Raw genomic sequence first — 11762 nt, forward strand, 5'->3', positions numbered from 1 at the left:
CGGGGTCTGACGCTTAAGCGGTCATGCGGTGGCTGAATCGTCTTACCATTTGGTGATGCTGTCCAGTAAGCGTACGTAACCGGCGCGCAGGCGGGCCCTCGCACCGTGCGTGGGCGAGGGGGCGCCGGGGAGGTTACGGGGCGGGGTTTGGCTGTGACTTGTGAATCGTCTCGATGCCGGCGAGGACTTCGTCGCTGAGTTGCAGGTCGAAGCTGGCAATGTTCGTTTCCAGCTGTTCGAGCGTGGTGGCGCCGATGATGTTGCTGGTCACGAAGGGTTGGCGGGTGACGAAGGCGAGCGCCATCTGTGCCGGGACGAGGCCGTGCTCGCGAGCCAGGGCCACATAGCGCGAGCAGGCCAGCTCGCTCTGCGGGTTGGTGTAGCGGGTGAAGCGGCTGAACAGCGTGATCCGTGCATTTGCCGGGCGTGCGCCGTTCTCGTACTTGCCCGACAGCATGCCGAAGGCCATTGGCGAATAAGCCAGCAGCCCGCACTGTTCGCGCAGGGCGATTTCCGCCAGGCCGACCTCGAAGCTGCGGTTGAGCAGGTTGTAGGGGTTCTGGATCGAAACGGCGCGAGGCCAGCCGCGGGCCTCGGCGAGCTGGAGAAACTTCATGGTGCCCCATGGCGTCTCGTTGGACAGGCCGATGTGGCGGATCTTGCCGGCGCGTACCTGTTCGTCCAGCGCCTCCAGGGTTTCCTCCAGCGGCGTGAAATCCTGTTCCTTGTGTTGGTAGCCGAGCTGGCCGAAGAAGTTGGTGCTGCGCTCCGGCCAGTGCAACTGGTAAAGGTCGATCCAGTCGGTCTGCAGGCGCTTCAGGCTGGCGTCCAGGGCGGCGACGATATGCTTGCGGTTGTGCCTGAGCTGGCCGTCGCGGATATGGCTGATGCCGTTGCCAGGCCCGGCGATCTTGCTGGCGAGGATCCAGTCGGCGCGGTCGCCGCGCTGGCGGAACCAGTTGCCGATGATCTGTTCGGTGCGCGAATAGGTTTCCGCGCGCGGCGGCACGGGGTACATCTCCGCGGTATCGATGAAGTTGATTCCGGCGGCCTTGGCGCGCTCGATCTGGGCGAAGGCATCCGCCTCGCTGTTCTGTTCGCCCCAGGTCATGGTTCCCAGGCACAGCGCGCTGACGCGGATATCGGTGCGGCCGAGCGGTCGGTATTGCATGCGTACCTCCGTGAAATGATCGCGAGTCGAGGTTGTAAATTCTGACGAAATCTGCATAATTCCGCAGCCTTTCATCGGTGGGGGATGCCAAGCCTGCCGATCGATGTATCTAGTCGTTACGGACGCACACTGACCCGAGCCCCAATCGTGTCTGTTTTCGGCTGTCCTTGACTTGTCAGGGCAACCACTGTCCAGTAAGATTCGCCGTCTATTTTTCAGGCGGCCCCTGAGGCTATAAAGAATGAAAACTTTTACCGCGAAACCGGAAACCGTTAAGCGCGACTGGTTCGTCATCGACGCTGCTGGTCAGACCCTGGGTCGTCTGGCTACTGAAATCGCTCGCCGTCTGCGTGGCAAGCACAAGCCCGAGTACACCCCGCACGTTGACACCGGCGACTACATCGTCGTCATCAACGCCGAGCAGGTGCGTGTAACTGGCGCCAAGGCTACCGACAAGATGTATTATCACCACTCGGGCTTCCCGGGCGGCATCAAGTCGATCAACTTCGAGAAGCTGATCGCCAAGGCTCCTGAGCGCGTGATCGAGACTGCCGTCAAAGGCATGCTGCCGAAGAACCCGCTGGGTCGCGACATGTATCGCAAGCTGAAAGTGTACAAGGGTGCTGTTCACCCGCACACCGCTCAGCAGCCTCAAGAACTGAAGATTTAACGGGATAGCTAATTATGTCGGCGACTCAAAATTACGGCACTGGCCGTCGTAAGACTGCTACCGCTCGCGTCTTCCTGCGTCCGGGTACTGGCAAGATTTCCATCAACAACCGCAGCCTCGACCAGTTTTTCGGTCGTGAAACCGCTCGCATGGTTGTTCGTCAGCCTCTGGAACTGACCGAAACCGTCGAGAAGTTCGACGTGTACGTCACCGTCGTCGGTGGCGGTGTCAGCGGTCAGGCTGGTGCGATCCGTCACGGTATCACCCGTGCTCTGATCTCCTACGACGAGACCTTCCGCAGCTCGCTGCGCAAGGCCGGTTACGTCACTCGCGATGCTCGCGAAGTTGAGCGTAAGAAAGTCGGTCTGCGCAAGGCGCGTAAGCGTCCGCAGTACTCCAAGCGTTAATTCGACGCTTCGAAAGAAACGCCCAGTTCCTTTTGGACTGGGCGTTTTTTTATGCGCAAAGTTTATTCGTGCGGCAAGGTGTCGCAGTTGTGAAAGTCCCGTCTGGCAAGGGCTTCAGCGCTTTTGTATCGGGTTATTGCCTTGTCAGCACTGGGGGTTTTCTTTACCATTTGGCGAATTTTTTGCGCGGCTTGAAATTTTACTTAAAGGCTTGGATACAACAGGCCTAAAGCTGATGGGAGACGACTGAATGAGTAATGACGGCGTGAATGCAGGCCGGCGTCGCTTCCTCGTCGCGGCCACTTCTGTGGTCGGCGCGGCGGGAGCTGTCGGTGCTGCGGTTCCGTTCGTGGGGTCATGGTTCCCCAGTGCCAAGGCGAAGGCAGCTGGCGCGCCGGTGAAGGTGAACGTAGGCAAGATCGAGCCGGGCCAGCAGATCGTGGCCGAATGGCGCGGCAAGCCGGTATTCCTGGTGCACCGCACCAAGGAAATGCTGGATGCCCTGCCGGGCCTCGAAGGTCAACTGGCGGATCCGGAGTCCAAGGCATCGGACCAGCCGACCTATGTCGATCCCAAGCTGCGCTCCATCAAGCCGGAACTGGCCGTTATCGTCGGTATCTGCACCCACCTGGGCTGCTCGCCGACTTTCCGTCCGGAAGTCGCTCCCGCTGACCTCGGTCCGGACTGGAAAGGTGGCTACTTCTGCCCGTGCCACGGTTCCCACTACGACCTCGCCGGCCGCGTTTACAAGGGGCAGCCCGCTCCCATGAACCTGCCGATTCCGCCCTATGCGCTCGATGGAGATGTGTTGACCATCGGTGTGGACCAGGAGAAAGCCTGATGAACAAGTTCATGGCTTGGGTCGATGCCCGCTTCCCCGCCACCAAGATGTGGGAAGACCATCTGAGCAAGTACTACGCCCCGAAGAACTTCAACTTCTGGTACTTCTTCGGTTCCCTGGCGCTGCTCGTCCTGGTCAACCAGATCCTCACCGGTATCTGGCTGACCATGAGCTTCACTCCGTCCGCCGAAGAAGCCTTTGCCTCCGTCGAATACATCATGCGCGATGTGGACTACGGCTGGATCATCCGCTACATGCACTCCACCGGTGCGTCGGCGTTCTTCGTCGTGGTCTACCTGCACATGTTCCGCGGCCTGATGTATGGCTCCTACCAGAAGCCGCGCGAGCTGGTGTGGATCTTCGGCATGCTGATCTACCTCTGCCTGATGGCTGAAGCCTTCATGGGCTATCTGCTGCCTTGGGGCCAGATGTCCTACTGGGGTGCCCAGGTGATCATCTCGCTGTTCGGCGCCATTCCGGTGGTCGGCGAGGATCTGGCCCAGTGGATCCGTGGTGACTTCCTGATTTCCGGTATCACCCTGAACCGCTTCTTCGCCTTGCACGTGATCGCCCTGCCGATCGTTCTGCTCGGCCTGGTCGTACTGCACATCCTGGCGCTTCACGAAGTCGGCTCGAACAACCCGGACGGCATCGACATCAAGAAGAAGAAAGACGAGAACGGTATTCCGCTGGATGGCATTGCCTTCCACCCGTACTACAGCGTGAAAGACCTCGTCGGCGTGGTGGTGTTCCTGTTCATCTTCTGCACCGTGATCTTCTTCTTCCCGGAGATGGGCGGATACTTCCTCGAGAAGCCGAACTTTGAAGTCGCCAACCAGTTCAAGACCCCTGAGCACATTGCACCGGTGTGGTACTTCACCCCGTTCTACGCAATCCTGCGTGCGGTTCCGGACAAGCTGATGGGTGTGATCGCGATGGGGGCGGCCATTGCTGTCCTGTTCGTCCTGCCGTGGCTTGACCGTAGCCCGGTTCGCTCGATGCGTTACAAGGGTTGGCTGAGCAAGATCTGGCTGGTGATTTTCGCGATTTCCTTCGTGATCCTCGGCTACTACGGCGCGCAGGCTCCGTCGCCGCTGGGCACCGCGCTCTCGCGTCTGTGCACCATCCTGTACTTCGCATACTTCATCCTGATGCCGTTCTACACCCGGATGGAGAAGACCAAACCGGTTCCGGAAAGGGTGACTGGCTGATGAAAAAGCAATTTGCTGCACTGATCCTCGCTCTGCTGCCTGCCTTCGGCTTCGCCGCTGGTGGCCATGGAGTCGAACTGGATCACGTCGATATCGATCTGACCGACAAGGCCGCCATGCAGGATGGTGCGCGCACCTTCGCCAACTACTGCATGGGCTGCCACAGTGCCAAGTTCCAGCGCTACGAGCGTGTAGCAAGGGATCTGGGCATTCCGGAAGAGCTGATGATGAGCAAGCTGGTGTTCACCGGTGCGAAGATCGGCGATCACATGGACATCGGCATGAAGCCGGCTGATGCCAAGGTATGGTTCGGTGCTGCTCCGCCGGATCTGACCCTGGTGGCCCGTGTTCGTGGTTCTGACTGGCTCTACACCTACCTGCGCTCCTTCTACGAGGACTCCAAGCGCCCGTGGGGTGTGAACAACAAGGTGTTCCCGAACGTCGGCATGCCGAACGTGCTGGTCAGCCTCCAGGGCCGTCAGGTCATCGGTTGCAAGCAGGTACAGATCGTCGAAGACGGCAAGAAGCAATTCGACCCTCTGACCGGTACTCCGCTGACTCACGAAGCCTGTGACCAACTGACCGTCCTGCCGAAGACTGGCGCTCTGAACGAGGCCCAGTTCGACGAGAAGGTCAAGAACCTGGTTACCTTCCTGACTTATTCGGCTGATCCGAACAAGCTCGAGGCTCGCCGCATCGGTACCTACGTCCTGCTCTATCTGGCTTTCTTCTTCGTATTCGCCTATCTGCTGAAGCGTGAATACTGGAAGGACGTGCATTAAGCACTGCCAGCGTTGAAGCGCGCGCCCTACGGGGCGCGCGCGTCTTTCTACCTCCCAAAAGTCGCACTGCGAGGAGGCGCGGCATGGCCGCAGTCAACAAGCTAACCTGCTACTCCGATCCCTCCGATCACTACAGCCATCGCGTGCGTCTGGTCCTGGCCGAGAAAAACGTCGTTGCCGAAATCATCGATGTCGAAGCCGGCCGTTGCCCGCCAAAGCTGGCGGAGGTCAACCCATACGGCAGCGTGCCGACCCTGGTCGACCGTGATCTGGCGTTGTACGAATCCACGGTGGTCATGGAGTACCTGGATGAGCGCTATCCACATCCGCCGCTGCTGCCGGTCTATCCGGTTGCGCGGGCCAACAGCCGCTTGCTGATGCACCGTATCCAGCGCGACTGGTGCGCGCTGGTCGATCGCATCCTGGACGCTCGTCTGAAGGATGCGGAGCGAGCCTTGGCGCGAAAGGAACTGCGTGAGAGTCTGACAGGGGTTTCGCCCCTGTTTGCCGAAAAGCCGTACTTCCTCAGTGAGGAGTTGAGCCTGGTGGATTGCTGCCTGCTGCCGATCCTCTGGCGCTTGCCGGTGCTGGGAATCGAGTTGCCGCGGCAGGCCAAGCCGTTGCTCGACTACATGGAAAGGCAGTTCGCTCGTGAAGAGTTCCGGGCCAGCCTGTCTTCCGCTGAGCGTGATATGCGCCAAGGAGCCTGATGATGAACTCCAGTCGTCCCTATCTCGTACGGGCTCTCTATGAGTGGATCGTGGACAATGGCTGCACGCCGCATATTCTGGTGAACGCCGACTATCCGGGGGTGCGCGTGCCGCCGGGGTATGCGAGCGATGGGCAGATCGTGCTGAATGTCTCGCCGACAGCGGTGCGTCACCTGCAGATGGATAACGAGGCGGTCAGTTTCGAGGGGCGTTTCGGCGGGGTTGCACAGTCCCTGTACATCCCATCCCAGGCTGTCATGGCCGTGTATGCGCGGGAAAACGGCCAGGGTATGGTCTTCGATCTGGAACCGCCGGTGCCGACGGATGATGACCTGTCGGATGACGGCCCTTCCGACGAACCGCCACGCCCAAGTGGGCGGCCCAGCCTGAAAGTGGTCAAGTAATGAAAAAGGCGATCCGAGGATCGCCTTTTTCATGTCTGTCATTCCGCTCAGTCGATGTACTCGAACAGTCGAACGATCTTCTGTACGCCATCCACACGTTGTACGACCTGGGTGGCCAGGTCGCCTTCCTTCCTGGTCACCAGGCCGAGCATGTAGACGATGCCGTTCTCGGTCACCACCTTGATGCGCGAGGAGGGCACGTTGGCGTCGGCGAGCATCTGGCTCTTGATCTTGGTGGTCAGCCAGGTGTCGTTGCTGCGCGCGGCGATGGAGGAGGGCTGCAGGATCTGCAGCTCGTTGTGCACGGTCTTGACCTTCTGCACGGTGCGAGCAGCCTGTTCCGCCTTGTTCTTCAGGTCTGCGCGCGGCGTCTGGCCGGCCAGCAGGACCACGCCGTTGTAGCTGACGACCACGACATTGGAATTCCGGTCCAGGTCGGCATCGGCCTTGGCCACATTCACTGCAACCTTGGTCTCGATGAGCGAGTCGTCGATCTTGCTGCCGATGGTGCGGGTGCCGCGGTCGTCGTCGATGGGTTTGTCACGCGTGGCGCTGAGGAAGCTGCTGCAGCCGCCGAGGGTGAGGCTCAGGGCTAGAGTGGCAAGGATCAGCGGGGAACGGGTCATTCTTCACTCCCGAACAGTTGGCGGTCGATAAGGTCGCAGAGGCAATGGATGACCAGCAGGTGAACCTCCTGGATGCGCGCGGTGACCTTCGCAGGTACGCGGATTTCCACGTCTTCCGGCAGGAGCAGGGAGGCCATGCCGCCGCCGTCGCGGCCGGTCAGGGCGACGACCAGCATTTCGCGATCATGGGCGGCCTGGATTGCCTGGATGACGTTGGCCGAGTTGCCGCTGGTGGAAATCGCCAGCAGGACGTCCCCGGGCTGGCCGAGGGCGCGAATCTGCTTGGAGAAGACTTCGTTGTAGCTGTAGTCGTTGGCGATCGAGGTGATGGTCGAGCTGTCGGTGGTCAGGGCGACGGCCGGCAGGCTCGGGCGTTCGCGCTCGAAGCGGTTGAGCAGTTCGGATGAAAAGTGCTGGGCGTCGCCAGCGGAGCCGCCGTTACCGCAGCTGAGGATCTTGCCCTCGTTGAGCAGGGCATTGACCATCACCATGCTGGCCTGCTCGATATGCGGGATCAGCACCTCGGTAGCCTGCTGCTTGGTCTCGATGCTGGCATGGAAGAGCTGTCGAATACGGGATTGCATGTCCATCAGGTGTGACCTTTCGTCGGGCGTCTGATCAGGTGTCAAAGGCGTTGGGAATCCAGTTCAGTTGCGCTGGTGGGTTGCCGCCGCTGTCCACGGCCACTACGTCGAATCGGCATGGATGCCTGGCCCAGCGGGGTTCCTGTTGCAGAAAGTGTTCGGCGGTGGCGACCAGGCGCTGGCGCTTGCGCGCATCCACGCTTTCCGCTGCGCCGCCCCAGGCCTGATGCCGGCGGGAGCGAACTTCGACGAATACTACTGTATCGCCGTCCAGCATGACCAGATCGAGCTCGCCCCGCCGGCACAGCCAGTTCTGTGCCAGCAGGCGCAGGCCGTGCCGTTCCAGATGGGTGCGCGCCATTGCTTCGGCGGCGCGCCCCATGGTCCGTGTGTCCGGGCGGGAATTGCTCAAATTCCGCTGTTCCCCAGGGGCTGGGCTTCGCCGTTGCGGAATTCCGCCCATGGCAGGCGGCGCTCGATGCGCTGGCTGGGGTTGAGGCTGAGGGTGCCGCTGAGGCCATCGAGGCTCATGCTCGGCACGGCCTTGAGCTCAGGCAGGCGCGGCGCCAGGCGGTAGGCATCGGCGCCCATCGCATACAGGCGGCCGAGGCTGCCGGCGGCCTGGGGCCACTGGGCGGTGACCTGGCGGCGCAGCGGGTCGTTGGGTTGCAGCAGCCAGGGGGTCTCGCAGAAGCGGATACCGTTCAGGTCCTGGTCCAGGGCCGGATTGCTGGCGCCGGCATAGAGATTGGATGTTGCATAGACCGGCAGGTCGCCCGCGTACTGGAAGGCCAGGGTCGGCTTGATCTGGCGCGCCTGTTGCGGGGTGGCGGCGAGGAACATGAAGTCGATGTCCTGGCGGCGCGACGGCTGCGTGTCGACGCTGCTGCCCAGCACGCCTTCCAGGCGCTTGGCGCGGGTTTCGCTCTGGCGCAGTTGCAGCAGATCGGCAATCTGTTGAGCCATTTGTACTGGCTGGTCGACATGCTCCGCGGCGATCAGTGTGCCGCCGGCGGCCTGCCAGTTGCGGCTGAATGCGGCCAGAACCCGGTCGCCCCATTCGCCACGGGGGACGAGAGCCACGGCTCGGCGCATGCCGTCGTTCCATGCGCGGTTGGCTACTTCACGCGCCTCGTCTTCAGCCGACAGGCCGAACTGGAACAGCTGCGCGGGGCCTTCCTGGTTGCCGTCGCTGTAGTTCAGGGCAAGGGTGGTGATCGGCAATTGCTGCTGGCCGCTCAACTGCTTCACCAGCGGTTTCTCCAGCGGGCCGACGACCAGTTGCACGCCATCGGATTGCGCCTGGCGATAGAACTCATCCAGCGAGTTCAGGCGGCTGCTGTCGTACAGCTTGATTGCCGGCAGCGAATGGCCGGACTGCTGTGCCTGGTAGTGCGCGGCGAGGAAGCCATCCTGCAGTGCGCGTGCCACTCCTGCGAGCCTGCCTTGCTGGGGAAGCAGCAGGGCGATCTTGTTCAGGGGCTGGGCGGCCAGGGACTTGAGCTTTTCCAGGGATTCCGGAAGTTGTTTGGCGGCAGGGTGGTCGGGGTGGCTTTTGCGCCAGGCCTCGATGTTGGTCTGCTGCTCGGCCAGGGTGGATGAGGTTTTGGTGATGCGGGCAAGCTCCAGCCAGCCGCTCAGGTCGCCTTCATTCTCGCTGGTCTGCAACTGGCTGACCGGGAGGCTGGATACCAGCGACCAGATCGCCTCGTGGTTTTTCTGGCCTGCGTCCTTGTTCAGCAGCGGGTCGATGAAGACGCGTTCGCGGGCGGCGGCCAGGGTTTGTCCATCCGCAGCCAGGGCCTGGGACTTGACCAGGCCGCTGCGGGCCTGCTGTTCGACGGGCAGTTCGCCAAGGCGTTCGAAACTCGGATGCCCCAGTGCCTGCAGTGCAGCCTTGGGCTTGTTGCGAGCCAGCGCCAGTTGCGCATTGAGCGTGCTGGCGAAGATCTGCTGCGCAGGCTTCAGAGTGTCGATCGGAACCTGCTCGAGGATCTGCATTGCACGGCCAAGATCCTGCTGCTGGTAGGCGAGGTCCGCTGCGGAAAGCCTGAGCAGGACGGCTTCTTCCGGCTTCGCGGTGGCGGCCTGCTGCAGCAGTTGCTCGACGGTTGCATCCGGGGTGCGTGGAAGCTCGCCCAGGCTGCTGGACGGCGAACTGGCGCAGGCGGTGAGTAGGCCAGCCAGGAACAGGGCGGAAAGTGGGCGCAAGCAAGCGATCATTTCGGGCTTCTCATGACGCATTCAAAAGAGTCGCCAATTGTACCCAAGCGTGCTCTTTGCTGCGATGGCGAGCCTGTGAATATGGCTACAATACGCCCCTTGATCTTTTCTCTTGCGAGGTATCGGCGTGTCTTTCGGCACTCTATTCGTGGTCGCTACGCCTATTGGCAACCTGGATGACATCAGCGCGCGCGCCCTGAAGGTGCTGCGCGAGGTGGCTCTGGTGGCGGCCGAAGATACCCGCCATTCCGTGCGTCTGCTGCAGCACTTCGGGATAGATACGCCCCTGGCGCCTTGCCACGAGCACAACGAGCGTGAGCAGGGCGGGCGCTTTCTCGACCGGCTGCAGGCCGGTGAAGATGTCGCATTGATCTCCGATGCGGGGACGCCGCTGATTTCCGACCCCGGCTATCACCTGGTGCGCCAGGCACGTGCTGCCGGCATTCCGGTGGTTCCGGTGCCCGGCGCCTGTGCGGTGATCGCCGCATTGTCGGCGGCTGGCCTGCCGTCCGATCGTTTCGTGTTCGAAGGATTCCTGCCGGCCAGGACGGCAGGACGGCGTGCCCGTCTCGAGGCCTTGCGGGAAGAACCGCGGACCCTGATCTTTTATGAGGCGCCGCACCGGCTGCTGGAATGTCTGCAGGATATGGCTGACGTATTCGGCGAGCAGCGGGATGCGCTGTTGGCCCGTGAGCTGACGAAAACCTTCGAGACCCTCAAGGGCTTGCCGGTTGGCGAGCTGCGTGACTGGGTGGCGGCGGACAGCAATCAGCAGCGCGGCGAGTGCGTGATCCTGGTGGCGGGCTGGCAGGCGCCGGAGGGCGACGATGCGATCGGTGCCGAGGCGTTGCGGGTGCTCGATCTGCTGCTGGCCGAGTTGCCGTTGAAGCGGGCTGCGGCACTGGCGGCGGAGATCACCGGGGTGCGCAAGAACCTGCTGTATCAGGCAGCGCTGGAGCGCCAGGGCAAGGCCTGACTTGTTCTTCGGGCTCTCAGCCGCTAACCTTTGCGGCGGAGAGTCGATTGGACAGTCGCTGTTCCGTGGTGTTCCATCACGGGGTGGAGGAAAGTCCGGGCTCCATAGGGCAGAGTGCCAGGTAACGCCTGGGGGGCGCGAGCCTACGGAAAGTGCCACAGAAAATAACCGCCTAAGCGCAACAGCGCCGGTAAGGGTGAAAAGGTGCGGTAAGAGCGCACCGCACGGCTGGCAACAGTGCGTGGCTAGGTAAACCCCACTCGGAGCAAGACCAAATAGGAATCCATTGGCGCGGCCCGCGCTGGATTCGGGTAGGTCGCTTGAGGCGTGCAGTGATGTACGTCCCAGAGGAATGGCTGTCCTCGACAGAACCCGGCTTATAGATCGACTCTCCCTGTTTTCTCCACTTCTTCCCACTATGACCATTTGTCGCTCGATGGAAGGGGTGGAAAACTTAACAAAGTACTTTAAGTGCAAAGCCCAGTGTTTTGAAAACACTGGGCTTTTGTCTTTTCTGGTGGTGCAAACAGCACCTTCCTGTCTCGAAAAAGTGCGCTAAATCTCCGTCCTGTAAGGATTTTTCCCCCTGGCCTCGCCTTGACGGTGGGGTCCGCGCATTTCTATAGTGTGCGCGAGTGGTAGAAAGTGGGTAAAAGTGGGATCAATAGGCAAGGAAAGCCAACCACAGGGGAAGCGCTGACGTGTTTCGCGGAGCCAACGCCATCAGTCTCGACGCCAAGGGACGTCTTGCGGTACCCAGCCGGTATCGTGACGAGCTCATGGCGTGCTGTGACGGCCGGCTCATCGTGACCATCGATGCGGCAGATCCTTGCCTGACCATTTATCCCCTGCCCGAATGGGAAAACGTCGAAGCCAAGCTGCGCCAACTGCCCTCGCTGCAAGAGGCTACCCGGCGCCTGCAGCGTTTGCTGATCGGTAATGCCGTAGATCTGGAGCTGGACGCCAACGGGCGTTTCCTGGTGCCGCCGCGCCTGCGCGAGTACGCCCGCCTCGACAAGCGGGTGATGCTGGTCGGCCAGCTCACCAAGTTCCAGTTGTGGGATGAAGATGCATGGAATGCGGTTGCCGAGGAAGACCTCGCAGCCATCAAACAGCCCGGCGGCGTGCCGGATGAACTACGCGACCTGATTTTGTGA

14 protein-coding genes and 1 other RNA gene are annotated in these 11762 nt (G+C 61.5%); 10 read left to right on the forward strand and 5 right to left on the reverse strand.

Going from position 1 to position 11762, the window contains the following annotated elements; all coding sequences use genetic code 11:
* Nucleotides 1-133: 133 nt before the first annotated feature.
* Nucleotides 134-1171, reverse strand: coding sequence for an NADP(H)-dependent aldo-keto reductase (locus tag JFY56_RS20520; RefSeq protein WP_208315981.1), 1038 nt, complete (start codon nucleotides 1169-1171; stop codon nucleotides 134-136).
* 241 nt (nucleotides 1172-1412) lie between these two features.
* Here JFY56_RS20520 and rplM point away from each other — a divergent pair, with 241 nt between their 5' ends.
* From rplM to JFY56_RS20555, 7 genes are all read left to right on the forward strand, one after another.
* Nucleotides 1413-1841, forward strand: coding sequence for a 50S ribosomal protein L13 (rplM, locus tag JFY56_RS20525; protein ID WP_208315983.1), 429 nt, complete (start codon nucleotides 1413-1415; stop codon nucleotides 1839-1841).
* Between the two features lie 14 nt (nucleotides 1842-1855).
* Nucleotides 1856-2248: a 30S ribosomal protein S9 gene (rpsI, locus tag JFY56_RS20530; RefSeq protein ID WP_208315985.1), complete on the forward strand. Its 393-nt coding sequence runs from the start codon at nucleotides 1856-1858 to the stop codon at nucleotides 2246-2248.
* A 250-nt stretch (nucleotides 2249-2498) separates the two neighbouring features.
* Complete coding sequence (gene petA, locus JFY56_RS20535) at nucleotides 2499-3089, forward strand: ubiquinol-cytochrome c reductase iron-sulfur subunit (RefSeq protein ID WP_208315986.1); 591 nt, start codon at nucleotides 2499-2501, stop codon at nucleotides 3087-3089.
* Nucleotides 3089-4300: a cytochrome b gene (locus tag JFY56_RS20540; protein WP_208315988.1), complete on the forward strand. Its 1212-nt coding sequence runs from the start codon at nucleotides 3089-3091 to the stop codon at nucleotides 4298-4300. Before petA ends, JFY56_RS20540 begins: the two co-directional genes overlap by 1 nt.
* Nucleotides 4300-5082, forward strand: coding sequence for a cytochrome c1 (locus JFY56_RS20545; RefSeq protein WP_208315990.1), 783 nt, complete (start codon nucleotides 4300-4302; stop codon nucleotides 5080-5082). Before JFY56_RS20540 ends, JFY56_RS20545 begins: the two co-directional genes overlap by 1 nt.
* 83 nt (nucleotides 5083-5165) lie before the next feature.
* Complete coding sequence (locus tag JFY56_RS20550) at nucleotides 5166-5792, forward strand: glutathione S-transferase N-terminal domain-containing protein (RefSeq protein ID WP_208315992.1); 627 nt, start codon at nucleotides 5166-5168, stop codon at nucleotides 5790-5792.
* A gap of 2 nt (nucleotides 5793-5794) precedes the next feature.
* A complete protein-coding gene (locus tag JFY56_RS20555; protein ID WP_208316182.1) occupies nucleotides 5795-6196 on the forward strand; it encodes a ClpXP protease specificity-enhancing factor in 402 nt (133 codons plus the stop codon).
* Nucleotides 6197-6243: 47 nt separating this feature from the next.
* Here JFY56_RS20555 and JFY56_RS20560 read toward each other — a convergent pair whose 3' ends face one another.
* The 4 genes from JFY56_RS20560 to JFY56_RS20575 are packed head-to-tail and all read right to left on the reverse strand — an operon-like array spanning nucleotide 6244 to nucleotide 9629.
* Nucleotides 6244-6822 carry a BON domain-containing protein gene (locus JFY56_RS20560; RefSeq protein ID WP_208315994.1) on the reverse strand — a complete coding sequence of 193 codons (579 nt, stop codon included), beginning with the start codon at nucleotides 6820-6822 and terminating at the stop codon, nucleotides 6244-6246.
* Nucleotides 6819-7412 carry a phosphoheptose isomerase gene (locus JFY56_RS20565; RefSeq protein ID WP_043254599.1) on the reverse strand — a complete coding sequence of 198 codons (594 nt, stop codon included), beginning with the start codon at nucleotides 7410-7412 and terminating at the stop codon, nucleotides 6819-6821. Before JFY56_RS20565 ends, JFY56_RS20560 begins: the two co-directional genes overlap by 4 nt.
* A gap of 28 nt (nucleotides 7413-7440) precedes the next feature.
* Nucleotides 7441-7788, reverse strand: coding sequence for a YraN family protein (locus JFY56_RS20570; protein WP_208316183.1), 348 nt, complete (start codon nucleotides 7786-7788; stop codon nucleotides 7441-7443).
* A gap of 26 nt (nucleotides 7789-7814) precedes the next feature.
* On the reverse strand, nucleotides 7815-9629 hold the full coding sequence (locus JFY56_RS20575; protein WP_208315996.1) for a penicillin-binding protein activator: 1815 nt from the start codon (nucleotides 9627-9629) through the stop codon (nucleotides 7815-7817).
* Nucleotides 9630-9756: 127 nt separating this feature from the next.
* Here JFY56_RS20575 and rsmI point away from each other — a divergent pair, with 127 nt between their 5' ends.
* The 3 genes from rsmI (at nucleotide 9757) to mraZ (ending at nucleotide 11762) form a co-directional block, all read left to right on the forward strand.
* A complete protein-coding gene (gene rsmI, locus JFY56_RS20580; RefSeq protein WP_208315998.1) occupies nucleotides 9757-10605 on the forward strand; it encodes a 16S rRNA (cytidine(1402)-2'-O)-methyltransferase in 849 nt (282 codons plus the stop codon).
* A gap of 39 nt (nucleotides 10606-10644) precedes the next feature.
* Nucleotides 10645-11001, forward strand: an RNA gene (rnpB, locus tag JFY56_RS20585) — RNase P RNA component class A.
* A gap of 305 nt (nucleotides 11002-11306) precedes the next feature.
* Complete coding sequence (gene mraZ, locus JFY56_RS20590; RefSeq protein ID WP_208316000.1) at nucleotides 11307-11762, forward strand: division/cell wall cluster transcriptional repressor MraZ; 456 nt, start codon at nucleotides 11307-11309, stop codon at nucleotides 11760-11762.

It is taken from the genome of Pseudomonas schmalbachii (assembly GCF_017589465.1).
Taxonomy (GTDB): domain Bacteria; phylum Pseudomonadota; class Gammaproteobacteria; order Pseudomonadales; family Pseudomonadaceae; genus Pseudomonas; species Pseudomonas schmalbachii.

Excerpts from the sequence above, each read along its gene's own strand:
- JFY56_RS20520 (WP_208315981.1), bottom strand. The coding sequence starts at position 1,171 with ATGCAATACCGACCGCTCGGCCGCACCGATATCCGCGTCAGCGCGCTG.
- rplM (WP_208315983.1), top strand. The coding sequence starts at position 1,413 with ATGAAAACTTTTACCGCGAAACCGGAAACCGTTAAGCGCGACTGGTTC.
- rpsI (WP_208315985.1), top strand. The coding sequence starts at position 1,856 with ATGTCGGCGACTCAAAATTACGGCACTGGCCGTCGTAAGACTGCTACC.
- petA (WP_208315986.1), top strand. The coding sequence starts at position 2,499 with ATGAGTAATGACGGCGTGAATGCAGGCCGGCGTCGCTTCCTCGTCGCG.
- JFY56_RS20540 (WP_208315988.1), top strand. The coding sequence starts at position 3,089 with ATGAACAAGTTCATGGCTTGGGTCGATGCCCGCTTCCCCGCCACCAAG.
- JFY56_RS20545 (WP_208315990.1), top strand. The coding sequence starts at position 4,300 with ATGAAAAAGCAATTTGCTGCACTGATCCTCGCTCTGCTGCCTGCCTTC.
- JFY56_RS20550 (WP_208315992.1), top strand. The coding sequence starts at position 5,166 with ATGGCCGCAGTCAACAAGCTAACCTGCTACTCCGATCCCTCCGATCAC.
- JFY56_RS20555 (WP_208316182.1), top strand. The coding sequence starts at position 5,795 with ATGAACTCCAGTCGTCCCTATCTCGTACGGGCTCTCTATGAGTGGATC.
- JFY56_RS20560 (WP_208315994.1), bottom strand. The coding sequence starts at position 6,822 with ATGACCCGTTCCCCGCTGATCCTTGCCACTCTAGCCCTGAGCCTCACC.
- JFY56_RS20565 (WP_043254599.1), bottom strand. The coding sequence starts at position 7,412 with ATGGACATGCAATCCCGTATTCGACAGCTCTTCCATGCCAGCATCGAG.
- JFY56_RS20570 (WP_208316183.1), bottom strand. The coding sequence starts at position 7,788 with ATGGGGCGCGCCGCCGAAGCAATGGCGCGCACCCATCTGGAACGGCAC.
- JFY56_RS20575 (WP_208315996.1), bottom strand. The coding sequence starts at position 9,629 with ATGATCGCTTGCTTGCGCCCACTTTCCGCCCTGTTCCTGGCTGGCCTA.